The sequence below is a fragment of the Streptomyces sp. NPDC046925 genome, assembly GCF_040644915.1.
Taxonomy (GTDB): domain Bacteria; phylum Actinomycetota; class Actinomycetes; order Streptomycetales; family Streptomycetaceae; genus Streptomyces.
The window spans coordinates 213,071-235,699 of the sequence record NZ_JBEYWZ010000014.1; the positions used below are offsets into that span (position 1 = coordinate 213,071).

25 protein-coding genes are annotated in these 22,629 nt (G+C 70.2%); 12 read left to right on the plus strand and 13 right to left on the minus strand.

Going from position 1 to position 22,629, the window contains the following annotated elements:
• Nucleotides 1-65: 65 nt before the first annotated feature.
• From ABZ906_RS38535 to ABZ906_RS38550, 4 genes are all read right to left on the minus strand, one after another.
• Entirely contained in the window at nucleotides 66-821 is a 756-nt protein-coding gene (locus tag ABZ906_RS38535) for an SDR family oxidoreductase (RefSeq protein ID WP_361195397.1), read from the minus strand.
• 24 nt (nucleotides 822-845) lie between these two features.
• A complete protein-coding gene (gene fabG, locus ABZ906_RS38540; protein WP_361195395.1) occupies nucleotides 846-1,607 on the minus strand; it encodes a 3-oxoacyl-ACP reductase FabG in 762 nt (253 codons plus the stop codon).
• A gap of 135 nt (nucleotides 1,608-1,742) precedes the next feature.
• Nucleotides 1,743-2,138 carry a DUF3037 domain-containing protein gene (locus ABZ906_RS38545; protein ID WP_361195393.1) on the minus strand — a complete coding sequence of 132 codons (396 nt, stop codon included), beginning with the start codon at nucleotides 2,136-2,138 and terminating at the stop codon, nucleotides 1,743-1,745.
• A complete protein-coding gene (locus ABZ906_RS38550) occupies nucleotides 2,135-2,926 on the minus strand; it encodes a HipA family kinase (protein ID WP_361390697.1) in 792 nt (263 codons plus the stop codon). The genes ABZ906_RS38545 and ABZ906_RS38550 overlap by 4 nt, the downstream gene beginning before the upstream one ends.
• A 90-nt stretch (nucleotides 2,927-3,016) precedes the next feature.
• On the opposite strand from ABZ906_RS38550, the gene ABZ906_RS38555 reads away from it, so the two are divergent.
• Nucleotides 3,017-3,499, plus strand: a complete 483-nt coding sequence (locus ABZ906_RS38555; RefSeq protein ID WP_361195389.1) for a Rieske (2Fe-2S) protein — start codon at nucleotides 3,017-3,019, stop codon at nucleotides 3,497-3,499.
• A gap of 1 nt (nucleotide 3,500) precedes the next feature.
• Here the strand turns inward: ABZ906_RS38555 and ABZ906_RS38560 are convergent, their stop codons facing one another.
• Nucleotides 3,501-4,142 (minus strand): cysteine hydrolase, encoded by a 642-nt coding sequence (locus ABZ906_RS38560; RefSeq protein WP_361390699.1) that lies wholly within the window; start codon nucleotides 4,140-4,142, stop codon nucleotides 3,501-3,503.
• A gap of 147 nt (nucleotides 4,143-4,289) precedes the next feature.
• Between ABZ906_RS38560 and ABZ906_RS38565 the strand changes: the two genes are divergently transcribed.
• The gene (locus ABZ906_RS38565) at nucleotides 4,290-4,769 is read left to right on the plus strand and encodes a pyridoxamine 5'-phosphate oxidase family protein (protein ID WP_361390701.1); all 480 of its coding nucleotides are present in this window, start codon (nucleotides 4,290-4,292) and stop codon (nucleotides 4,767-4,769) included.
• Nucleotides 4,770-4,788: 19 nt separating this feature from the next.
• Here the strand turns inward: ABZ906_RS38565 and ABZ906_RS38570 are convergent, their stop codons facing one another.
• A complete protein-coding gene (locus ABZ906_RS38570) occupies nucleotides 4,789-5,712 on the minus strand; it encodes a LysR family transcriptional regulator (RefSeq protein ID WP_361390703.1) in 924 nt (307 codons plus the stop codon).
• Between the two features lie 75 nt (nucleotides 5,713-5,787).
• Between ABZ906_RS38570 and ABZ906_RS38575 the strand changes: the two genes are divergently transcribed.
• Entirely contained in the window at nucleotides 5,788-6,780 is a 993-nt protein-coding gene (locus ABZ906_RS38575) for a DMT family transporter (RefSeq protein WP_361390706.1), read from the plus strand.
• On the opposite strand, the gene ABZ906_RS38580 is transcribed toward ABZ906_RS38575, so the two are convergent.
• Nucleotides 6,771-8,102 (minus strand): aminotransferase class I/II-fold pyridoxal phosphate-dependent enzyme, encoded by a 1,332-nt coding sequence (locus ABZ906_RS38580; RefSeq protein WP_361390708.1) that lies wholly within the window; start codon nucleotides 8,100-8,102, stop codon nucleotides 6,771-6,773. The two genes, ABZ906_RS38575 and ABZ906_RS38580, sit on opposite strands and share 10 nt — an antisense overlap.
• 35 nt (nucleotides 8,103-8,137) lie before the next feature.
• Here ABZ906_RS38580 and ABZ906_RS38585 point away from each other — a divergent pair, with 35 nt between their 5' ends.
• Together ABZ906_RS38585 and ABZ906_RS38590 are read left to right on the plus strand one after the other, a co-directional pair.
• On the plus strand, nucleotides 8,138-8,848 hold the full coding sequence (locus ABZ906_RS38585; RefSeq protein WP_361390710.1) for a pyridoxamine 5'-phosphate oxidase family protein: 711 nt from the start codon (nucleotides 8,138-8,140) through the stop codon (nucleotides 8,846-8,848).
• Nucleotides 8,848-9,492 carry an FMN-binding negative transcriptional regulator gene (locus ABZ906_RS38590; protein WP_361195375.1) on the plus strand — a complete coding sequence of 215 codons (645 nt, stop codon included), beginning with the start codon at nucleotides 8,848-8,850 and terminating at the stop codon, nucleotides 9,490-9,492. Before ABZ906_RS38585 ends, ABZ906_RS38590 begins: the two co-directional genes overlap by 1 nt.
• A gap of 44 nt (nucleotides 9,493-9,536) precedes the next feature.
• On the opposite strand, the gene ABZ906_RS38595 is transcribed toward ABZ906_RS38590, so the two are convergent.
• From ABZ906_RS38595 to ABZ906_RS38605, 3 genes are all read right to left on the minus strand, one after another.
• Nucleotides 9,537-10,511: a DMT family transporter gene (locus ABZ906_RS38595; protein ID WP_361195373.1), complete on the minus strand. Its 975-nt coding sequence runs from the start codon at nucleotides 10,509-10,511 to the stop codon at nucleotides 9,537-9,539.
• 157 nt (nucleotides 10,512-10,668) lie between these two features.
• Nucleotides 10,669-11,691, minus strand: coding sequence for an EamA family transporter (locus ABZ906_RS38600; protein WP_361195371.1), 1,023 nt, complete (start codon nucleotides 11,689-11,691; stop codon nucleotides 10,669-10,671).
• A gap of 46 nt (nucleotides 11,692-11,737) precedes the next feature.
• Complete coding sequence (locus tag ABZ906_RS38605) at nucleotides 11,738-12,316, minus strand: Clp protease N-terminal domain-containing protein (RefSeq protein ID WP_361390712.1); 579 nt, start codon at nucleotides 12,314-12,316, stop codon at nucleotides 11,738-11,740.
• A 238-nt stretch (nucleotides 12,317-12,554) separates the two neighbouring features.
• On the opposite strand from ABZ906_RS38605, the gene ABZ906_RS38610 reads away from it, so the two are divergent.
• Nucleotides 12,555-12,743 carry a hypothetical protein gene (locus ABZ906_RS38610; RefSeq protein WP_361195367.1) on the plus strand — a complete coding sequence of 63 codons (189 nt, stop codon included), beginning with the start codon at nucleotides 12,555-12,557 and terminating at the stop codon, nucleotides 12,741-12,743.
• A 23-nt stretch (nucleotides 12,744-12,766) separates the two neighbouring features.
• On the opposite strand, the gene ABZ906_RS38615 is transcribed toward ABZ906_RS38610, so the two are convergent.
• Nucleotides 12,767-13,546, minus strand: a complete 780-nt coding sequence (locus ABZ906_RS38615; protein WP_361390714.1) for a putative protein N(5)-glutamine methyltransferase — start codon at nucleotides 13,544-13,546, stop codon at nucleotides 12,767-12,769.
• Between the two features lie 316 nt (nucleotides 13,547-13,862).
• On the opposite strand from ABZ906_RS38615, the gene ABZ906_RS38620 reads away from it, so the two are divergent.
• Nucleotides 13,863-14,291 (plus strand): SRPBCC family protein, encoded by a 429-nt coding sequence (locus ABZ906_RS38620; RefSeq protein ID WP_361390716.1) that lies wholly within the window; start codon nucleotides 13,863-13,865, stop codon nucleotides 14,289-14,291.
• A gap of 103 nt (nucleotides 14,292-14,394) precedes the next feature.
• Here ABZ906_RS38620 and ABZ906_RS38625 read toward each other — a convergent pair whose 3' ends face one another.
• Nucleotides 14,395-15,015 (minus strand): PadR family transcriptional regulator, encoded by a 621-nt coding sequence (locus ABZ906_RS38625; RefSeq protein WP_361195361.1) that lies wholly within the window; start codon nucleotides 15,013-15,015, stop codon nucleotides 14,395-14,397.
• 226 nt (nucleotides 15,016-15,241) lie between these two features.
• Between ABZ906_RS38625 and ABZ906_RS38630 the strand changes: the two genes are divergently transcribed.
• From ABZ906_RS38630 to ABZ906_RS38650, 5 genes are all read left to right on the plus strand, one after another.
• Nucleotides 15,242-15,994 (plus strand): TnsA-like heteromeric transposase endonuclease subunit, encoded by a 753-nt coding sequence (locus ABZ906_RS38630; RefSeq protein WP_361390718.1) that lies wholly within the window; start codon nucleotides 15,242-15,244, stop codon nucleotides 15,992-15,994.
• Nucleotides 15,991-17,871, plus strand: a complete 1,881-nt coding sequence (locus ABZ906_RS38635; protein ID WP_361390720.1) for a Mu transposase C-terminal domain-containing protein — start codon at nucleotides 15,991-15,993, stop codon at nucleotides 17,869-17,871. The genes ABZ906_RS38630 and ABZ906_RS38635 overlap by 4 nt, the downstream gene beginning before the upstream one ends.
• Before the next feature lie 92 nt (nucleotides 17,872-17,963).
• Nucleotides 17,964-18,917, plus strand: a complete 954-nt coding sequence (locus ABZ906_RS38640; RefSeq protein ID WP_361390722.1) for a TniB family NTP-binding protein — start codon at nucleotides 17,964-17,966, stop codon at nucleotides 18,915-18,917.
• Nucleotides 18,918-19,545: 628 nt separating this feature from the next.
• Entirely contained in the window at nucleotides 19,546-20,532 is a 987-nt protein-coding gene (locus tag ABZ906_RS38645) for a TniQ family protein (protein ID WP_361390724.1), read from the plus strand.
• Between the two features lie 269 nt (nucleotides 20,533-20,801).
• The gene (locus ABZ906_RS38650; RefSeq protein WP_361390726.1) at nucleotides 20,802-21,623 is read left to right on the plus strand and encodes a PhzF family phenazine biosynthesis protein; all 822 of its coding nucleotides are present in this window, start codon (nucleotides 20,802-20,804) and stop codon (nucleotides 21,621-21,623) included.
• A 67-nt stretch (nucleotides 21,624-21,690) separates the two neighbouring features.
• Here the strand turns inward: ABZ906_RS38650 and ABZ906_RS38655 are convergent, their stop codons facing one another.
• Nucleotides 21,691-22,491 (minus strand): type II CAAX endopeptidase family protein, encoded by an 801-nt coding sequence (locus ABZ906_RS38655; RefSeq protein WP_344529486.1) that lies wholly within the window; start codon nucleotides 22,489-22,491, stop codon nucleotides 21,691-21,693.
• Between the last annotated feature and the right edge of the window lie 138 nt (nucleotides 22,492-22,629).

Genomic DNA, 22,629 nt, shown 5'->3' on the forward strand with positions numbered 1-22,629 from the left:
ACGGGGCACTTCATGCGGGTGTACGTCCCTTTTGAGGGGCGTACCTGGCGATTGCCGGGCCTTCGTCAGCCGACGCCCGCATTGAGGAAGATGCCGCCATCGACCACGAGTGTCTGGCCCGTGACCCAGTCGGACTGGCTGGAGGTGAGGAACGCGGCCGCGCCCCCGATGTCCTCGGGCACACCGAGCCGCCCCAGGGGGTACGCGGCGGCGGCCTCCTCCTCGCGGCCCTCGTACAGCGCCTTGGCGAACTGGGTCTTGACCACGGCGGGGGCGATCGAGTTGACCCGCACCTTGGGCGCGAACTCGTGTGCGAGCTGCAGGCTGAGGTTGACCATGGCGGCCTTGCTCATGCCGTACGCGCCGATGAACGGCGAGGGAGAGACGCCCGCGACGGACGCGATGTTCACGATCGCACCGCCGTTCTCGCTCTGCCAGGCCTTCCAGGTCTGCTGGGCGAAGCCGAGCGCCGAGATCACGTTCGTCTCGAAGACCTTGCGCGCCACATTGAGGTCGAGCTCCGCCATCGGCCCGAACACCGGGTTCGTGCCGGCATTGTTGATCAAGAAGTCGACCCGTCCGAACGCCTCCATGGCGCGCTCGACGGCGATCGCCTGGTGGGCCTCGTCGTGGGCCTTGCCCGCGACGCCGATGACGCGGTCGGAGCCGAGCTTCTCCACGGCCTCCTTGAGCGCGTCCTCGTTGCGTCCCGTGATGCACACACGGTCACCGCGGGCGACGAGCGCCTCCGCGACGCCGTAGCCGATGCCCCGGCTCGCGCCCGTGACGAGCGCGGCCTTTCCGCTGTCCTGCACAGTCATCTCCGCATCCCTCCGGGAACAGAACTAGTTGAGCGGGCCGCCGGCCACGTACATGACCTGGCCGGACACGAAGCCCGCGGCGTCGCCCGTGAAGAAGGCGATGGCGTTGGCGATGTCCTCGGGGCGTCCGACCCGCTGCACCGGGATCTGCGTGGCGGCAGCGGCCTGGAAGTCCTCGAAGCCCATGCCGACGCGGTCGGCGGTGGCCTTGGTCATCTCCGTGACGATGAAGCCGGGGGCCACGGAGTTGGCGGTGACGCCGAACTTGCCGAGCTCCTTGGCCAGGGTTTTGGTGAAGCCCTGGAGGCCCGCCTTGGCCGCCGCGTAGTTGACCTGGCCGCGGTTGCCGAGCGCGGAGGACGAGGAGAGGTTGACGATCCGGCCGAACTTGGCGTCCACCATGTGCTTCTGGATCGCGCGGGACATCAGGAACGCACCGCGCAGGTGGACGTTCATGACCGTGTCCCAGTCGCTCGCGCTCATCTTGAAGAGGAGGTTGTCGCGGAGCACACCGGCGTTGTTCACGAGGATCGTGGGCGCGCCGAGCTCATCGGCGATCCGGGCGATGGCCGCCTCGACCTGAGCCTCGTCGGACACGTCGCAGCCGACGGCGATCGCCTTGCCACCGGCAGCGGTGATCTGCGCGACGGTGTCCTTGCAGGCGGCCTCGTCGAGGTCGATCACCGCGACGGCGCGGCCTTCGGCGGCCAGACGTACGGCGGTCGCCGCGCCGATGCCTCGCGCTGCTCCGGTCACGACCGCGACGCGCTGCTCAGTGGTGGACATGCTGGTTCTCCTCGCCCTTGGGATGCGGCTCTACGGTACGCCCCGATGGTGAGCGACCGCTTAGTACCTTCAGCTGAACGAGACGCTAGAAGCCCTGGCACCCGGTGTCAACGGCGTACAGGGGGCTGTGATTCTTTACCTCACCAGGAGGTCGAGGAGTCGGTCCACCTCTGCGGCAGGATCCGCTGTGAGGCCCGTATGCACCGGCCCCGGCTGTACGACGGTCGAGCGCGGCGCGATCAGCCACCGGAAGCGCCGCCCGGCATCGTCCCGCTCGGCCTGACCGGCGGCTTCGCCGCCCGCGCAGATCCGCTCGACGGCGCCGAGCGCGGCCCTGATGCCCCCGAGGTCGGCTTCGGGGTCCAGCGCGCGCAGCTTGGCTACGTCCAGATGCGTACGCGCGGCCACGAAGGACTTGGCCCGGCAGTAGACCACCACGCCCGCGTTGAACTGCTCCCCGCGCTCCACCCGCGGCACGACGCGCACCAAGGCGTACTCGAAGACGTCCCGCTGGATCGACTGCCCGGTCACGAGGCGGCGCCCTTCCGCTGCGGCTCGGGCAGCTGGATCCGTTCATGGATGGTCTTGGCCCGCGGCAGCAGTGCCGCCACATAGGCGCGGCGCACGGCGTCGGGGCTCTCGAAGCCCGGTTCGTCCACGAGCCACGCGTCGGCCACGTCTGCCGCGGCGGCGGCGAGCAGATCCTCGGTGACGAGCGGGGCGAGCTCGGCGGCTGCCGACGCGACATCGGGGCCGAACGGGGCGAGGGCGTGGTCGGAGGCGTCGTACGGCTTGGCGGCGGCGGTCTCGGCGGTGCGCCAGTTGTGGTGCCAGATCATGCTCGCGCCGTGGTCGATGAGCCACAGCTCGCCGCCCGCGACGAGCATGTTCGGGTTGCGCCAGGAGCGGTCCACGTTGTTGATCAGCGCGTCGAACCACACGATGCGGCCCGCCTCGGCCGGATCGACGTCGAACGCGAGCGAGTCGAAGCCGAGCGCCCCGGAGAGGTACTCCATGCCGAGATTGGTCCCGCCGCTGGACTTGAGCAGTTCCTGCACCTGCTGATCGGGCTCGCCGAGGCCGAGCACAGGATCGAGCCCGACCGTCGTCAGGCCCGGCATCCGGAATCCGAGGGCGCGCGCAAGCTGCCCGCAGATCACCTCCGCCACCAGCGTCTTGCGGCCCTGTCCGGCCCCGGTGAACTTCATGACGTACGGCGCGTACGTTCCCCGGCCGTCGACGGCCTCGACGAGGCCGGGGAGCGATCCGCCCTCGCGCAAGGGCGTGACGTAGCGGACCGCGGTGACTTCGGTGAGCATTGCCCCAGGTTAATGCCGGTGCGAACGGGGCTCGCGCAAGAAGTGCTTGAGCATTTGAACACAGCGGCGCGCGGCCTCGTACCACCAGACATGACCATTTCGAAGGAACATCTGCCCGCGCCGTCCCGCCGTTCGGTCGTCGCGGCGGCGGGCGTCGTCAGTCTGGCCGCCGCCCTGGTGGCCTGCGGCGGCGAGAGCGACGACGGTTACGGCTCCGACCCGGCCGCGGACCAGAAGAAGCCCGACGACACCGGCGGCTCCGAGGAGGCAGGCGGTGGTGCCGCCGGGGCCGTGCTCGCCAAGACGTCCGAGATCCCGGTGGGCGGCGGCAAGATCTTCAAGGATGCGGGGGTGGTGGTGACGCAGCCGACGGAGGGCGAGTTCAAGGCCTTCTCGAACCGCTGCACCCATAAGCAGTGTCCGGTGACCAGCGTCGAGGGCGGCACCATCAACTGCCCGTGTCACGGCAGCAAGTTCGCCATCGCCGACGGGAGCGTGAAGGCGTCACCGGCTCCGAAACCGCTGCCCGCCGCCGAGATCACCGTGGACGGGGACTCGATCAAACTGGCCTAGCTCACATGGGCCGGGGGCGCTTCCAGCCGCCGAGGATGTCCTCGGTGGTGGCGATGGTGGCCACCAGGGCGAGCGTGTTGCGGATCATCGCGGGTGCATAGTCGGAGGGGACTCCCGCGATGGCGTCCGTCGGCACGACGGCGGTGTAGCCGAGGTTCACGGCGTCGAAGACGGCGTTCGGTATCGCCACGTTCGCCGACACACCGGTCACGATCAGGGTGCGGCACCCGAAGTTGCGCAGCAGCGGATCGACGTCGGTGCCCGCGAGGGGCGAGAGCCCGTGCAGCCGCCGTACGACGAAGTCCTCGTCGGCCACCTCGATGGGCGGCGCGATCCGCACCGCCTTGGTGCCGGAGAGCTGCTGCACGGGCAGCTTGCCCGCGGCGCGGAAGAGGCGGGCGTTGCGGTTGGCGCCGCGCCCGTCGGGCCGCCGTTCGGCGACGGCGTGCAGGACCTGCACCCCGGCCTGGTGGGCGGCGGAGACGAGCCGCGCGACATTGGCGAGGCAGCCCGAAGAGCGTGCCACGTCGGCGAGTTCGGGCAGCGCGCTCTCCGTGCCCACCACGCCCTGCTGGCACTCGACGGTCATCAGTACGGTGGTGGCGGGATCGAGGAGTTCCCTGAGCTGTTCGTGCGACGGCATGGCTCCCCCTGTCCGAGTCGGGATGCGCGGAGGTTAGCGGCCATTGCGTCAGGGCGGAAGAGACCGCATGCTTTCCTGACGCACTGATCTGACGCTTAGTCAGATCAGTGCGCGCGCCCATCTTTTCCACATGTCGCGGGAGGACCGATGGCCGTCACACAGCGCCGGGGCCGCAAGATCATGATGTCGCCGGACGAGCTCGACGCGTTCCTCGCCACGGAGCGCACCTGCCGGGTCGCGACCGTGTCCGGCGACGGCGCCCCGCACGTCAGCGCCCTCTGGTTCGCCTGGGACGGCACGTCTCTGTGGCTGTTCTCGATCACCCGCAGCAGGCGCTGGGCGGACCTCCGGAAGGACCAGCGGGTGGCCGTGGTGATCGACTCCGGCGTCGAGTACACCGAGCTGCGGGGCGTGGAGCTGTCCGGGACGGCGGAGTTCGTCGCCGAGTCGCCGCGCGTGGGCGAGCCCTTCCCCGAACTCGAAGCCCCTGAGCGGCTTTTCGCCCAGAAGTACTTCGGGATGGACACGATGCCCTACGACGGGAAGCACGCGTGGATCCGGCTCACGCCCGACGCGATCGCGTCCTGGGACTTCCGGAAGCTGGCGGACCTGCAGTCGCGCCCCTGAACCGAAGACGCACCCCGAGTCACAGGCCGCTCCCCGAAAGCTGGCGCGGCCCCGCCCCCGCCTCCTGAAGCGCTTCGACCACCGCCCTGATCGAGGGCCGGCGGTCCGCGTCCGCGCGCCACACCACGTACACATGACGGTGCACCCGATGCCGCACCGGAACCGTCCGCACCCCGGCCGGCATCGGATCACGCCCCAACTGGGGCGCCACGCACACCCCGAGCCCCGCGGCCACGAGGGCGAGCTGGGTATGGTGCTCCTCCGCGCGGTGCGCGATCCGCGGCTCGATGCCCTTGGCGCGCAGCGTGAACATCAGCCACTCGTGGCAGAACTCCCCCTCCGCCCAGGTGATCCACTCGTCGTCGGCGAACTCCTCCAGGTCCACCTCGGCGCGGTCGGCGAGGGGGTGCGCCGCGGGCATGGCGACGTCGGCGGGGTCGTCGAGGAGGGGCGCTTTCACGAGTCCTTCGGGCATCGGCAGCGGCTTGTTGTACCAGTCGAGGACGACCGCCATGTCGAGATCGCCGCGCAGCACGGCGGCCACCGCCGACTGCGGCTCGAGCTCCTGGGAGCGGACGCGCAGTCCGGGGTGCCCGGTCCGCAGGGCGCCGAGCGTGGCGGGCAGCAGGCCGCGCATCGCCGTGGGGAACGCGGAGATCCGCAGCTCGCCGACAGCCTTGCCGCGCTGCTCCTCCAGGTCCGACTGCGCGAGCTCCACCTGGGAGAGGATGCGCGCGGCGTGCTCGGCGAGCAGCCGTCCGGCATCGGTGAGGCGCACTCCCCTGCCGTTCTTGGCGAGGAGCTGCTGGCCCACCTCGCGCTCCAGCTTGGTCATCTGCTGGGAGACCGCCGACGTCGTGACGTGCAGCCCGGCGGCCGCGCCGCTGACCGAGCCGTGCCGGGCCAGTGCGTCGAGGGTGCGCAGCCGCTCCAGGTTCAACATGTAAGCAATGCTACGCGATACTGGGCAGTTTAATTTGCTTGTTCTACGACGTTGCTCTGCTCCAAGGTGACGTACATGAGCGTCACCCGCACCCCTCAGGGCTCCCTCGCCGCCCCTTCGCCCGCACCCGCGAACGCACCCTCGCCCGCCCCCGCCGACCCGAAGGGGCGCCGCGCTCTCGGCTGGCGTCTGCGCTTCGGCGTCCTCTCGCTGATCTGGGGCTTCAGCTTCCTGCTGATCAAGGTGGGCACGGAGGGCTACGCACCGTTCCAGGTCACCCTGGGCCGCCTGGTGTTCGGCACCGCGGTCGTCGCGGCCGTCCTCGTGGTCAAGCGCGAGCGGCTGCCGCGCGGGGCACGGACGTGGGCGCATCTCGCGGTCGCGGCGCTGTTCCTCAACGCCCTGCCGTTCTCGCTGTTCGCGTACGCGGAGCTGACGATCCCCTCCACGCTGGCCGGCATCTGCAACGCGGCCTCGCCCCTGTGGGGCATGGCGCTCTCCGTGGTCGCGCTCTCCGAGGACCGGCCGACGCGGCGCAGGGTCGCGGGGCTCGGCATCGGCTTCATCGGAGTGCTCACGGTGCTCGGCGCCTGGCAGGGCTTCAACGGCGTGGACCTCGGCGGCACGGCGCTTGCGCTCCTCGCCTCGCTGAGCTACCCGATCGGCTGGATCTACGTACGCCGTACTCTGGCCGGCTCGGGCCACTCGAACCTCTCGCTGACCGGCGCCCAGCTGCTGGTCGCGACCGCCGAACTGGCCGTGGTCACCCCGCTGTTCACCTCCCTCCCCACGCACTTCCCGGTCGTGCCGCTCCTCGCGATCGTGGCACTGGGTGCCGTCGGCACCGGGCTCGCCTTCCTCATCCAGTACGGTCTCGTCGCCGAGGTCGGACCGACGACGGCCCAGATGGTCACCTACTTCGTCCCGGTCATCGCCACCGCCGCGGGCGTCGCCATGCTCGGCGAGTCCCTGAGCTGGTCGACACCGGTCGGCGCGGTGATCGTCCTGGCGGGCGCGGCCCTCACCCAGTCCCGGCCACGCGACCGCGGACGCCCCGCTCACTCGTAGCGCCGCGCCGGAGCGGGCCCGGTGGCGGAGGCGACGGCGTCCGCCACCGCCTCGATGTCACCGGCCCCCAGCGTCGACACCGTGATCCGCACCCCCGGCCGCGCGCTGATCCGGAAACGCGCACCCGGAGCCACCGCCCACCCGGCGTGCAGCAGCCTGGCGACCGCGCCGGTCTCGTCCGGCACCGGCACCCATACGTTCATGCCGCTGCGCCCGTGGGCGGTGATGCCCCGCTCGGCGAGCGCCGCGATCAGGGCGTCACGCCGCTTGCCGTACGACGCCGCCACCTCGGCCGGGTCGACCGCGCCGTCCTTCCACAGTCGCACCACGGCACGCTGCGACAGATGGCTCACCCAGCCGGGGCCGAGCCGCTGACGCCCCTGGACGCGGTCGACGGTCACGGCGTCCCCGGTGAGCAGGGCGAGCCGCAGGTCGGGGCCGTACGCCTTGGCCGTGGAGCGGACGAAGGCCCAGCTGCGGGTCACGCCGGCCAGGGGATGCAGCGGCAGATCGACGATGGCGTGGCCGTGGTCGTCCTCGACGAGCAGCACGTCCTTGTGCGCGGAGAGCACCTTGCGCAGGGCACGCGCGCGTGGGGCGCTGATCGCGGCGCCGGTCGGGTTCTGGGCGCGGTCGGTGACGACGAGCGCCCGGACACCGCCGCTCAGCGCCCGCTCGACGTCGGCGGGCAGCGGCCCGTCGTCGTCGACCCCCACGGGCACCGTACGCAGTCCGAGCACCGGCATCAGGGCGAGCAGGCTGCCCCAGCCGGGGTCCTCCACCGCCACCGCGTCGCCGGGCTTGAGATGCGCGGCCAGGACCCGCTCGATGGCGTCGAGGGACCCGGAGGTGACGGCGACCGGGCCGTCCGGCACGCCGTCCTCGTCGAGGGCCACGCGCGCGTGGCGGGTCATTTCGGGGTCGACGGCCTCTTCCCCGTACAGCACGGGATGCCGGTCGCCCTCCGCGGCCGCCGCCGCGAACGCCCCGGCGAGCGCGGGGAGCAGCGCCGTGTCCGGATTGCCGTTCGACACGTCCCGCACACCGGCGGGCACGTCCACCCGGATCTGCTCGCGCGCCGTCGTGGCGGGCTTGGGGCGTACGCGACTGCCGCGCCGCCCCGAGGTCTCGATGACTCCGCGTTCCCGCAGCGTGCGATAGGCGGCGGCCACCGTATTGGGATTCACTCCGAGCTGTACGGCCAACTCCCGCATGGGCGGAAGAAGTTGGCCCGGCTCCAGGTCACCGTCCCCCACCGCGCACTCCACGCTGGCGGCGATCTCGGCTGCGCGCCGGCCTTCGATCCGATACTCTCCTAGCACAAACCAGATTATGCACTAGTGCAATGGAGAAGGCAATGAGCGTCGCATCCGAGTCCGGCATCGAGACCGCCGCCGACACCGCCGCGTACGCGCCGACCGACCTCACCGTCCCCACACGCGGGCGGGACAGGGTTGCGTACGACCAGGAGTTGGTGCACGCGATACTCGACGAGGCCTACGTCTGCCACCTCGGCTTCGTGCGCGACGGAGCGCCCGTCGTCCTGCCGACGCTGTACGGCCGGGTGGGCGAGCGTCTGTACGTGCACGGCTCGACGGGTTCCCGGCCACTGCGGATGGCCGGTGACGCCCGTCAGCAGGAGGAGGACCCCGGCCTCGCGGTCTGTCTGACCGTCACGCACGTCGACGGCCTCGTCCTGGCCAGGTCGGCCTTCCACCACTCGATCAACTACCGCTCCGTGGTCATCCACGGCACGGCCCACCAGGTCACGGACCCCGAGGAGAAGCGCACGGCCCTCGACGCGCTCGTGGACCATGTCGTGCCGGGCCGCTCCGCCGACTCCCGCCCCGCGAACGCGAAGGAGCTCGCGGCCACCGCCGTACTGAGCCTCGACCTCGCCGCGGTCTCCGCCAAGGTGCGCACCGGCGGTCCGAACGACGACCCCGAGGACCTCGACCTGCCCCACTGGGCCGGCGTCGTCCCGCTGCGCAAGGGCCACGATCCCCTCGTCCCGTCCGCCGACCTGGCCCCGGGCATCGAGACCCCCGACTACCTCGTCGAACTCTGATGCTGATCCACCCCTGGGACGCCCCGCACTCCGACGCCGAGTGGCAGCAGTGGCTCGCGACACACGACTTCGGGCAGCTCGCGGTCAACGGCCTGCCCGGCGAGCCCCCGCACGTACAACCCGCCCACTTCGCCTACGAGCCGGGCCACGGCGCGCACGGCCGGGTGATCACCCACCTGGCGCGCCCCAACCCGCTGTGGCCCGCGCTCGAAGCAGATCCCGAAGTGCTGCTCAGCGTGGTAGACGACTATGTGTACGTGCCGGGCCCCTGGCAGGCGCCCCCGGACACCCCGCCCGAGCACGGCGTGCCGACCAGCTTCTACGCCGCCGTCCAACTGCGCTGCACCGCCCGCATCGTGGACGACCCGGCGGAGAAAGCCGAGCTCCTCAACCGCCAGGTCGCCCACTTCCAGCCGGACGGCGGCTCGGCCCCCGCGGCACCGGGCGAGCCCCCGTTCGGCCGCATGCTCTCCGGCATCCGCGCCCTGAGCCTCGAAGTGACAGACGTACGAGCCAAGTTCAAGTACGCCAACCACAAGCCACAGGAGATCCAGGACCAGATCGCAGCGGGCCTGACCCACCGCAAAGGCCCCCGCGACACCTCGGCCCACGCCAACCAACTACGCCGCCGCCAGGCCCCGTAAGGGGCGCGGGGAACTGCGCGACCAGCCCCCACACACCCGCAGCCTCAGGACGGCACGCGCACCGCACCCCGCCCGGCAAGTACGACCTCCGAGGCCGCAAGGCCAGCAACCGCCGCCAGCATCAGCAAGGTGCCCACCACGGTCGACGCAGTCAGCACCTCCCCCAGCAACAGCACGGCGATAACCGCCGCGCTCAACGGCTCGAGGAGCGTGATCACGGAGACGGTCGCGGACCGGATGACCGCCGCACCCGCGAAGTACAGGGCGTAGGCGACCGCCGTCGGGATGACCACGATGTACAGCAGATACACACCCATCCGCGCCGGATCCGCGGCATGCGGAACAAGCCCCTCCACCGCGGCGAGCGGCAGCAGGCAGACGGACACCACGGCGAACGACCAGACCGTCGTATCGGACGAGTCGGCGCTCCCGTCCCGTCCCCACCACCGCGTGAGCAGCGTCATCGTGGCGTACGCGGCCGCCGAGAGCAGCCCCCACCCGACCCCGGGGGGCCGTACGCTCGCGTCGCCGCCGCCGAGGACGAGCACCACGAGCCCGGCAAGGGCCCCGGCCACGGCGACGATCCCGCCGCCCCCGAGCCGCTCGCCCATGGTGAACCGCGCCCCGAGCGCGATGAGCACGGGTCCGGCGCCCATCGTGACCACCGTGCCGACCGCGAGTCCGGTCGACTCGACGGCGGCGAAGTAGGCGGTCTGGAACACCGCGAGGGCCACACCGGTCGCCACGATCCGCGGCAGCCGCTGCCGCAGCGGCGCGCTCACGGCGGCCTGCCCGGAGCGTCGGCGCGCCCGCACCAGACGGACGGCGAACAGCAGCACGAAGCCGCCCGCGCAGCGCCAGAAGGACAGGCTGACCGGTCCCATGTCGCTGGCATTGAAGACCAGCGCGGCGGCGGCACCGGCGGTGCCCCAGGCCGTACCGGCGACGATCAGATAGAGGAGGCCACGCCCGACGGACAGGCCGGAGGCAGCCGTCGACGCAGTCGACACATCAGACACGTGAGTTCTCCGCAGAAAAGAAGAAGAGGAAGGTCCCTGGCTCCGTCTGCGGGCAGCGTCGTTCCACCCGGCGACAGCCGGGTGTGATCCGTGAGGTGCCCGCGCCTAAGCGGCGGGGGGCGGAAGAACGAGCGCGCGTGAATGCATGATCATCACCCTAGACGGCGGTGCCGGTCGACGACAACCGTTCCTCGGCCCCCGGCATCCCGCCCGCCGCGGGCCCTCCCGGCGGCTTGGCGGGCGTGGACGACTGGGCGATGAACGCCCCCGCGAGGACCACGATGCCCCCGACGATCTGCGGCGCCGACAGGTGTTCGCCCAGCATGACCCAGGCGAGCACGGTCGCGATGACCGCCTCCAGACAGGCCACGACCCCCGCCACCTGCGGCGAGAGCCTGCGCACCGAGAGCACCCCGGTGACATACGCCACGACGGTCGCAAGGAGCACGATCCAGCCGATGAGCACCCACGCGGGAACGGCCGAACCGTCCATGTCCGCGCTGCCCGCGAGCACCGACCAGTCCATGCCCCAGGGCCGCGCCACGACGGTGAGCACCACGGCGCCGATCAGCAGCCCGTACGCGATGACGCCGAGCGGATCGGGAGCGTCGTCCCCGGCGTCGCTGCCCTGGTCGGACAGGACGAAGTAGCCGACCTGGCAGCACGCGGCACCCAGCGCGAGCAGCAGCCCCACCGCGTCGAAGCTCAGCCCGGCCCACACCTCGACCACACAGGCGAGCCCGCCGACCGCGAGCACCACGCCCACCGCGGCCGCCCGCGTCACGGGCCGCCGCTGCACGAAGCGCACCCAGCCGAGGACGAGCGCGGGCGCGAGGTATTCGACCAGGAGCGCGACGCCGACGGGGATGCGGGAGATCGCCGCGAAGTAGCAGGCCTGGACACCGGCCACGGCGAGCAGGCCGAAGCCGAGCAGCAGCGCGGGCCTGCGCAGCAGCAGTCCGCGGTGGCGCCAGGCGACCGGCAGCATCACCAGGGCGGCGCCCGCCACCCGCAGCCACACCACGTGCAGCGGGTCGAGACCCGCCTCGATCAGCGGCTTGGCCGCGACACCCGAGCCGCCGAAGGCGACCGCCGACACCAGGGCGAGCCCCAGCCCGACGCCTCTGCCCCGGCTCAGCCGCGAGCCTGTCTGATTCCCCGAAGACGCTTGCACGGGCACATCATGGCAGGGCGTGTCATGAGCGTCATCCCCGATAGACCCTGTCTCAATCGGCGGACGTCTCGGCGTACGGATCGACGGACGTACCGGCGTAAGGGTCCTCCTCGATGCGCCGGACGATCACCTGCTCGTCCGCCCCCGCCCGCCGCAGGACCTCGACCGCACGGCAGTCGGCATCGGCGACGAGAGCCGCGAGGAGATCGATGCCGACGGCGTGCCGTCCGCCGCGCCGTTCGGCCCGCTCGACGGCCGCCTCCATGGCCGCGGCCGCGGACGGCGACCAGCCCGCCTCTTTCCCGGCCCCCGGGTGACCCGGCCGCAGCAGCGGCATCGCTCCGGAGTCCTCGACCGTCCCCTGCCACTGCAGGCCGTAGCCGATGCTGCGCTGGACGAGATAGCCGAAGAGCCGCACCACTTGCTCCCCGTCGTCGAGGGTCGCCCGCACATCGGGGTCGGCCTCCATGAGCGAGTGCAGCAGATGCGCGGTGTCGATCTGCCGGTCCCCGTCCCTCATCGCACGCCGGCGCGCGCCTGCCACCGCCGACGCGAGGACGGCGCTGAGGCGTGGGTCGGTCTCTGCCCGGGTCGGGCCGGGCTCGGCGCCCTGCGGGGTACGGCTTTGCACATCTCCCACCCCACCAGCCCCCAAAAGCGGTGTCATCGGCGGCGGGAAGCATCTTCGCGTCCGACACAGGTTGGGCACGCATGTGTGGCTTCTCCTCCTTGCGGATGAGATCCGGCAGTTCTTCCCCCGAGGGGCGCGCGCCGTCTTGATTCGGGCCCGGACGGCGGCCACGGCCTTCACGCCCGGACCTTCACGTCCGGACCGCAACCACGGCCCACCGGTCACTCGTCTCCCGGGCATGGAGGGCGAGTGCTGGATGGTCGCGCTGCCGGCGGTCGACGGCAGGCAGTACGTGTACCGGGTGTACGCACCCGATGACGCACTGCCCGCCGACCTGTTCTGGGATGCCTGGCACTGCCACGACGAGGGCCCGTTCCCCAGGGCGTGCGACCTGTTCGACGCCGCGCTGATACGCAGGGTCGGCTGATCCGGCCCCCGACCACCTGACGACTACGCGGACCGCGTCCCGATGACGACCGTCGCGTACATCTCCTCGTCGCTCACCGACCGCGGCACGAGACCGCCGCCGGCGACCGCTTCCAGGGCGTACGGCACCTGCCGCTCACTCGTCTCGAACAGCAGCCGCCCGCCGGGAGCCAGCCACCGCGCCGCGTCCGCGGTCACCCGCCGCAGGACGTCCAGACCGTCCGCACCGCCGTCGAGCGCCATCCGCGCCTCGTGGATACGGGCTTCGGGCGGCAGCAGACCGACCTCTTCGGTGGGTACGTAGGGGACGTTCGCCAGCAATATGTCGACACGGCCCCGCAGGGTGCCGGGAAGCGGCTCGTAGAGATCGCCCTCGTACACCTGTCCCCCCACGGCGGCGACATTGCGCCGGGCGCACCGCACCGCGGCGGGGTCGATGTCGGCGGCATGCAGTTCGACCCGGTCGACCGCGGCGCCGAGCGCGGCACCCAGCGCGCCGGAGCCGCAGCACAGGTCGACGACGACCGCCCCCGGCCCGGCGAAGGCGGCGGCCTGCTGTACGAGGAATTCGGTGCGCCGCCGGGGCACGAAGACCCCGGCGTCCACGGCGATCCGAAGGCCGCGGAACTCGGCCCAGCCCAGCACGTGTTCGAGCGGCTGACCGGTGACGCGCCGCTCCACCATGGCGGCGAGTTCGGCGCGGTCACGCGCGGTGGAGACGAGCAGCCGCGCCTCGTCCTCGGCGAAGACACAGCCGGCGGCGCGCAGCGTGGTGACGATGGGTGACGAAGGTGAAACCGACATGGAAAAAGGAACCTCTCGGGATGCCGATGGGGCTCCCTCGGTCACCTCGATCACCTATGCCGGGTGGACCGCGCGGTCGCGAAGGGGAAGCGCCCTACCTGCTACAGCGGTAATGGGTCTCACCTCCCTGGTCCGTCTTCCCGCGTCCGTCGCGGGGGAGGGCAACAGTACCCGACAGGTTCATGAGCGGCACCGCCGGATCATGCGGCACCACATCTGACGGTTCATCAGTATTGAATGTTCCGGGCCCTGCGGCTACGTTCCGCGACACCGCAGCTGCGCCCCGCCGCAGCGCCCAACGAAAAGGGGTCGTCGCATGGCCGAAGTCAGCGCGGAAGCACGGATCGAGGCGCCCGCCGAGAAGGTCTGGTCCCAGCTCACCGACTTCTCCACGTACGGCGAATGGAACGCCACGCACACGAGCTTCCCCCAGGGCGCGCCCACCACGCTGGAGACGGGCGGCACGTTCGCGGAGAACATGAAGTTGATGGGATTCCCCGCCGAGGTCAACTGGACGATCGAGGAGCTGGAGAGCGAGCGCACGCTGGCCATCAGGGGCAAGGGCCCGATGGGCGTCACGGTCGGCACCCGCTATTCGCTCGTCCCGGAGGGAGGCGCGACGACCGTACGCATCGACGGCGACTTCACGGGCGCGGCGGTCTCCTTGATGGCGGGCAAGCTGAAGGATTCGGCGACGGCGGCGCTGAACGAGTCGCTGCGGAAGCTGGCGGACCTGGTCGCCTGAGCCCCCGACCCTCAGCCCTCTCCCCCACCCGCACACGAAGAGGCGCCCCACACGTAAGTGCGGGGCGCCTCAATGGCACCGGGGGTCGGCGACCCCCGCCGCCTCAGTCCTCATCGGCGAGGATCAGGTACAGCTTCTTGCGGGCGTCGTTGATGACCGTGAGGGCCTTCTCGCGCTGGTCCTTGCTGCCGGTCTTCCAGACCTGGCCGAACGCCTCCATCAGACCGAACCCGGCCTGGCGGATCTCGTTCAGCGTCTCCCAGTCGACCCCGCGCCCGGCCTCTTCCCAGGGCGCGTCGGGACCTTCCTCGGCCGCGGTGGTGCCGGCCTCGGTGAGCGAGAAGAGCTTCTTGCCGCCCTCGCTCGCGCTGCTGATCAAGCCCTCGTCCTCCAGGAGCTGGAGGGTCGGGTAGACCGAACCGGGGCTGGGCTTCCATGCCCCGCCGCTGCGCTCGGCGATCTCCTGGATCATCTCGTAGCCGTGCATCGGCCGGTCCTTCAGGAGGGCCAGGATCGACGCGCGTACGTCACCGCGCCGCGCCCTGCCCCGCGGACCGCCTCGGCCACCGCGCCCGCCCCAGGGGCCACCGGGCCCGCCGGGACCGCCGAAACCGGGACCGAAGGGTCCGAACGCGGCGCGCCGACCTTCGAAGCCGCCCCGGCCCTCGTGGCCGGGACCGCACTTTCCACGTCCGTGCTCATGTTCATAACCGTGGGAACGCATAGGAATCACTCCTTGTGTGATCTTGATTCTGTAGGTGATCTATCGCGCCATCGTCGATCTGTCGCGATGCGTCAACGATATATCGGAAGAGTTCGTCTGGCAACCCCTTCCCGAGAGAGGGACTGTCCTGTCTCACTCAATCGAGTCGTTTTCTCACCGAACCGAGCCGTTTGGGCTTCTGTCTCAGCGAACCTAGGCGTGCGACTGGGTGAGCTGGGGGTACTGAATGGCCGTACCGGCGGGAGCAGGCAGTGCAGGGCCCGGTATCGAGTTGTCGTACATGGACGCGGTGCACGGGCGTCGTCGGCGTCCGCTTCGGGACTGCGTGACAGGCCGGTTCGAGGATGTCGCCCCGGTACGTGCATTCCGCTGGTCGCGCGGTGAGCGTCACTTCCCTGGCTGGTACTGGGCGGCGACAACGGGGCGGCATGTGGGGTTCGAGTCGTGGCTGGAGCGGGACCGCCTGCTGCTGTTGGACTTCGATTCGCACGTGGTGGGGATCGGCTCGCAGCCTTTCTGGCTGCACTGGCATGACGGCAGGCGGGAGCGTCGACATGCCCCAGACTTCTTCGTCCGCCGCGCGGACGGTTCGGCGATGGTCGTCGACGTCCGCGCGGACGAGCGGATCGAGCCGAAGGATGCCGAGGCATTCGAGTTGACGCGTCGGGTCTGCGCCGAGGCCGGGTGGCGATTCGCGCGGCTGGGGGCGCCAAAGACGGTTCTGCTCGCGAATATTCGATGGCTGTCGCGCTACCGGCACCCACGCTGCATGCACGGCCCGGCGGTCGCCAGACTCCGGGAGGTCTTCACAACTCCAGGACCTCTGATGGCCGGATCGGACGCGGCCGGAGATCGGCTGTTGACGCTACCCGTGCTCTTCCACCTCCTCTGGCGCCAGGAGTTGGCCGTCGAAGACATGGCGGTTGAGCTACTCGGGCCACGCACGATCATTCACTTGACCAGTGAGGTTGAGGGATGACCAAGAAGAGGCGGGTCCCGCCGACGTCTCGGATCGCGGAGTACCCCGAGGCTGCCGCCGAGCAGGCCCGCTGGTGGGAGGGGCACATCCTGGAAGTCCTGCATGGCCTGCCACCCGATGCCCCTAAAGGAGCCGGGCCCCGGCCGGAGTTCGATCCCAAACGGTGCTCGCTGGCCCAGCGCGAGAAGACCAAGGCTGCTGAGCTGACGGCAGCCGGGCACCGAGTATCTGCCAGCGGCATCAAGCAGCGGCGTCAGCGCTACCAGCGAGACGGGCTGGTCGGACTGGCGGACGGCCGGTCAGCGAAGCAGATGCAGGCCTTCCGCAAGGTCTCCCCGGCCGTGGTGGAGGCCATGCGACAAGCAATCTCCGAGACCTCCGACGCGTCATCGAAGACGATCGGCTTCATCATCTGGCGGACCAAGCAGATCCTTTCCGGCCGAGAGGGGAGCGCCAACCTCGACCTGCCATCACGGGCCACGCTCTACCGGCTGTTCGACAAGCTGGCCACCGGCACCCACGCCACCGGGTCGGCCCGCACCCGCCGCTCAGTGAGGGCCCGGCCAGAGGGGCCCTTCGGCGAAGTGCCAGCCAGTGCACCTGGCGAGCTGATGCAGATCGACTCCACACCGATGGACGTGCTGGTGCGGCTTGATGACGGTGTTGAGGAGAAGGTTGAACTGACAGCCATGGTCGACATCGCAACCAGGTCAATCACCGCAGCGGTGTTGCGGCCCTCCACGAAGGCCGCGGATGCCTCTGCGTTGCTGGCTCGCAGTGTTACACCGGAGATGATGCGTCCGGGCTGGGCGGAAGCCTTACGAATGTCCCGGTCAGCGCTGCCGCATCGGCGGCTGCTGAACATCGACGAGCGACTGGAACATGCAGCCGCCCGTCCGGTGATCGTGCCGGAGACGATTGTCTGCGACCACGGCAGCGTGTTCATCTCGCACGCCTTCCGGGCGTCCTGCCGCTATCTCGGCATCAACCTGCAGCCAGCACACAAGGCGACACCGACCGACAAGGGCACGATCGAGAAGACCCTGGGCTCCGTTGCCACGCTGTTCGCCCAGTTCGTCGCGGGATACACCGGCTCGACAACGGACCGACGCGGCCGGGGTCTGGAAGACGGGCCGCTGTGGTCGCTACCCGAGCTTCAGAACCTCCTCGACGAGTGGATCGTCGCGGTTTGGCAGACCAGGGCCCATGACTCCCTGCGCGATCCGGATGCACCAGGCAAAGCCTTCTCGCCGAACGAAAAGTACGCCACGCTGCTCGAATCCTGCGGCTACGTCCCGGTGCCGCTGGGCGGCGAGGACTACGTCGAGCTGCTGCCCGAGCGCTGGCAGGCGATCAACGCCTACGGCATCCGCATCAAGCACCGAACCTACGACAGCCCGGAGTTGAACCCGCTGCGACGCCAGCACTCAGGGGCCACGGCGAAGAAGGGCCTGTGGGAAATCCACTTCGACCCCTACGACGTGTCTCGAATCTGGGTGCGCGACTCCCGCGGCGATCGATGGATCACGGTGTTCTGGAAGCATTTGCACCGCGTCGGCGTCCCCTTCGGTGAGCTGGCCTGGGACCACGCTCGCACCCAAGTCCCCGGCGGCACGGAAGAACAGATCGCAGATGCGGCCGCGGCCCTGCTGCGGCGGGCCCACGACGGGCCGAGTGCGGCACAGGACCGTCCTGCCAAGCGCTCGAAGCGCGATCGGCGCGTCGCCGCTCGCACTCGCGCCACCTCGACCGACCGTCCGATCCCGGACCCGCCAGTCATCGACCCCGACGGCAGCGACGCGTCGGACACCGAGCTTGCCGAAGTCATCCCGCTAGGCCTGTTCGACCCGCTCGCCGATCCCTGGCGGCGCACGTGACTGCCCCTCACGAGGCGGCCGGGCCCTCGACAGTTCGAGAGGCCGACACCGAAGCGAACCGGCAGCTGACTACGCTGGTCGGCTGGCGGAAATTGGTCGAGGGCCCGCCCCCGCCGCCGGTCCGCCTGTCCCCAGGGAAACTGCAGCGACTGCCGCCGCCCGAGCGGGACCTTTACGACGAGGACCGCCTCGACCACCACGCCCGGATGCTCACGGTCTCCACGTCGTTCGTCGAGAGGACTCGGATCTGCGGCCGTCGCCTGGTCCTGCTGAACCGACACGCGATCAGTGCCCGTCGAGGGCTGATGGTCTCCGGCCTTCCGGGCACGGGCAAGACCAGCGCCATCGCCCAGCTCGGCCGCGCCCACGAACTTCTCGACCGGGCACGTCACCCGAAGATCGACGACCGTATTCCGGTCCTCTACATCACCGTTCCGCCCGCTGCCACCGCCCGCATGGTTGCAGCAGAGTTCGCCCGGTTCCTGGGACTGCCCGTCCGCCCCAGGTCGAACATGACCGACATCATCGAGACCGTGGTGGGGGTCTGCACCGATGCCCGCACCGGGCTTGTGCTGGTCGACGAGATTCACAACATCTCGCAGAGGACCCAGGCGGGGTCCGAGGTCTCCGACACGTTGAAGTACTTCTCCGAGCGCATCCCCGCCACCTTCGTCTATGCGGGGATCGGCTTGGAGACCAGTGAACTGCTGGTCGGCACGCGAGGTGCTCAGATCGCGGGTCGCTTCACCCTCGTCCCCACCGGCCCATTCCCCTACGGCAACGAGTGGAAGGGATTGATCGCGACCATGGAGGAGACCCTAATCCTGGGCGACCATCCACCGGGCAGTCTGGTCAAACTCGACCGCTACCTGCACAACCGCACCAACGGGATGATCGGGGCGCTGTCCCACGCCGTTCGGGGCGCCGCCATCGATGCGATCCTCAACGGCTGCGAGCGCGTCACCAAGGAGGGACTCGACGCAATCCCGCTGGATCACGCGGCGGAGTCCGTCCGCCCCGCCCGGAAGCCCGCCAGGCAGCGATGACCATCCCGCCCCCGCGTCTGCCGATATACGTTCGCCCCGCCGACGGTGACACCCTCGACGCTTACATCCGTCGACTCGCACAGGCGAACCATCTGCCGCCTGCCGCTCTCCGTTCCCGCCTCTGCGCGGCCGGCTCCACCGGCCCTCCCCTGATCGAGAGACTGGCCGCGGTCACGGGACGCGCCCTTTCTGACCTGCAGCGAGCCCTGATCGACACGCACTGCGGCATCTGCCACCAACCCCTGGACGCCCAGGCGGTCAAGGGCCGGCCGGCACGGTGGTGTTCTGACCGCTGCCGCATGATCGCCCGCCGGAAACGCGTCCCGCCCTCACTTCAAGGCGCCCACCGGCACGCCGTCCGCACCTCGCCCTGCACCTTCTGCGGCACCGTCGTCGAACGCAATCGCCCGTTTCGCTGGTGCTCTGAACCTTGCAGGCAAGCCTCCTACCAAGCCCGGTGGGCCCAGGGACAGTGCGGGCAGTGCGGCCAGGACTTGCGGCAGAAGACGAGTCCGCGCGGAAGTAGCCGCCAGCCGACGTGGTGTTCACGTATCTGCCGCGCTGCGGCCCAGCGTGAACGCCTGAGACCCTTCCCAGAGCATGGTCACCTGCAGGAACGCGACGACTGATGACGCCGCGACAGCCGCTCCCGCGGACCGTCCCGCTTTTCCACAACGAGACCCTGGACTCCTTCATCCACCGGCTCGCCGCGGCCAACCACCTTCCGGCCAACCAACTACTGCCCCTCCTGCAGATCCGCCGCACCAAGAAGACCCCGGTCAAAACGCTCCTTGAACCCCTCGCAGCCGCAGCGGGAGCCCGCCCCGAGGCATTGGAACTGGCCCTGCCTGAATTGCTAGACCCCAATGCCCCCGAGGAACCCGGCACCCGGGGCCGCCCACGCACGACCCTGCACACCGCCGTCCAACGTCCTGCTTGCCGACGTTGCACTCACGCCGCCGGCATCCCCACGCCCGTGACCTGCTGGGCCACCCACGACCACAACATCTGTCTCCGTCACCGGCTTTGGATCGGCGACGGCATCGCCAGAGCCGACGAGCAAATCGACATCAGTGCCCTCCCCGACACGCTGCACGCCCACAGGCACCACCGAAACCTGATCGCCCGCCACGGACGACGCTGGGTCCACAACGCCTATCCGCCCGCCCGCAAGATCTACTTCAACTGGCTACAAGACTCCGCCGACCCCTTCGACCTGCTGAAGACCGCACGCACCCTCCTCACCGACGGCACGGGCAAAAAACCCTCCGACGACCTGGCCCTCGCTCTCGTCTTTCACCCTCAGGTCGTGGCCCTAACCGGCCTGCTCGCAGGCCGGGAATGGGAACGCCACACTCGTTCAACCGGCCACATCCTCTGGCTCGTCGAGCAGATCACGATCCGCGGCATCCTGATCGGCTACGCGCCAAAGGAGCAGAACGATCCCCTGATTCGCTGGGTTGAAGAGCACTTCTCTCTACACAAGTTCGTTGCATTCCATCGCAGTCAGAGCATCTACGACGCGTTCTTCCCCCGCGAAACCATCACGCCAGAGCAAGGAGAGGACGGACCCCAGACACGGTGGAGCCCGTTCTACCCCTACTACCGCTGCTGAGCCTGAATCGGTCCGAAACGAGCCCGTTCGTCTCATCGAACCCAGTCCGGGCGTCTCATCCAATCCAGTCCGCCCAGGTCAATGCGACGGCAGCGACTAACTTCGCTGAGACAGGACAGGGACAGAGCCTCCCCCGACCTGCCCACGGCCCGACCCCCACCCGGCCAGCAGCCGTACGGGCCACCCGCCAACCCCCGCACCCCAGATCAGTCCACCCACCGGCGATTGGCCTTGTGTTCCCCCCGTATTGGCCCACTAGCGTCAGCGTCATGCCGACTTCTCATCGCATCCGGATCGTCGACGCCTTCACCGACCGCCCCTTCGCGGGCAACCCCGCGGGCGTCCTCCTCCTCGACGCCTTCCCCGACGACGCGTGGCTCCAGAACGTCGCCACGGAGGTCAACCACGCCGAGACCGCCTTCGCCCACCGCCTCCCCGCGGGCGGCGAAGCCGACTGGGCCCTGCGGTGGTTCACGCCCGCCACCGAGGTCGACCTCTGCGGCCACGCCACGCTCGCCACCGCCCACGTCCTCCAGGCCACCGGCACCGCCGAAGGCTCCGTACGGTTCGCCACCCGAAGCGGCGTACTGACCACGACCGCGCACTCCGACGGCGCCATCACCATGGACTTCCCGACCGCCCCGCTCACCCCGGCCGAGGTGCCCGACGGCGCGGCCGAAGCCCTGGGCGCCGAGCCGATCGCGGTGTACGACACGGGGGCGAACCTCGGCGACCTGCTCGTCGAGCTCGCGGACGAAAAGACGGTGCGCGCGCTCACCCCGGACCACAAGGCCCTCGCCCGCCACTCCAGGCGCGGGGTCATCGCCACCGCACGCGCCGAAGACCCCTCCGGCGACTACGACTTCGTGTCCCGGGGCTTCTTCCCGCGCGTCGGCATCGACGAGGACCCGGTAACCGGCAGCGCCCACACCGCCCTGGCCCCCTTCTGGTCCCAGCGCCTGGGCCGCACGGAACTCACCGGCCTGCAGGCCTCGGCCCGCAGCGGCCTGGTCCGCACGGAGCTGCGCGGCGACCGCACCCTCCTGACCGGCCGCGCGGTCACCGTCATCGAGGGCGACCTGTACGCCTGACAGCACTGTGGGGACGTACGAGCCGATCGTCGTACGTCCCCACGGCACCGCCCGCCGTGCCCGCCGCCTAAGGCGTGGGCAGCCACCCCACCTTCCCCGCGAGCAGCGCGTACCCGACGAACGCCCCGATGTCGAGGAGCGAGTGCGCCACCACCAGCGGCCCGACCCTCCCCCATCTCCGGTACAGGAGCACGAAGACCACGCCCATCGCCATGTTCCCGATGAACCCGCCGATGCCCTGGTAGAGGTGGTAGGAGCCGCGCAGCACCGAGCTGCCGACCAGGGCGGCCATCGGCGTCCACCCCAACTGCCCGAACCTGCGCAGCAGATAGCCGACGACGATCACTTCCTCGAGCACCGCGTTCTGCACCGCGGACAGCACGAGCACCGGGTACTTCCACCACACGTCCGGCAGATCCTCCGGCACCACCGTCAGGTTGAACCCGAGCCCGCGCGCCGCCAGATAGAACGCGATCCCGGTACTGCCGATCACCGCGGCGATCGCCGCCCCCCGCCCCAGATCCGGCCACGGCCGGCTCCGGTCGAAGCCGATCGTGCGCAGCCCGGCGCCCTCCCTGATCAAGAAGTGCGCGACAAGCGCCACCGGCACCAGCGCGGTCGTGATTCCGAACAATTGCCATGCGAGATCAAGCCATGGCCGCCCCGGAGCGGCGGACGCGTTCATGGTCGCCGCCTGATCCTTCAGACCGCCCGGTTTGGTGACCGATCCGACAAAGCTGATCAGGGCGGACACACCGCTCGCGCCCAGTGACAGGGCCAGGACGAGCAGCGTCTCGTCCCGCAGGATCCGTCGCGATGGCCCCTCACCCCGAAAAGAACCGGCCAACGGCCCGGACTCCGCTTGCACTCCGCCTCCAGTTGAGTAATCCCGCCTCATCCCCATCCCCGTCCCGCTAGGGTCTCGAAAGAAGTTACGAAGATCGTGCGCGACAGGCCGAGGGGGACGGACGCCGACTGCGGTCATGCCACCCCCTCTTTCCTTGCT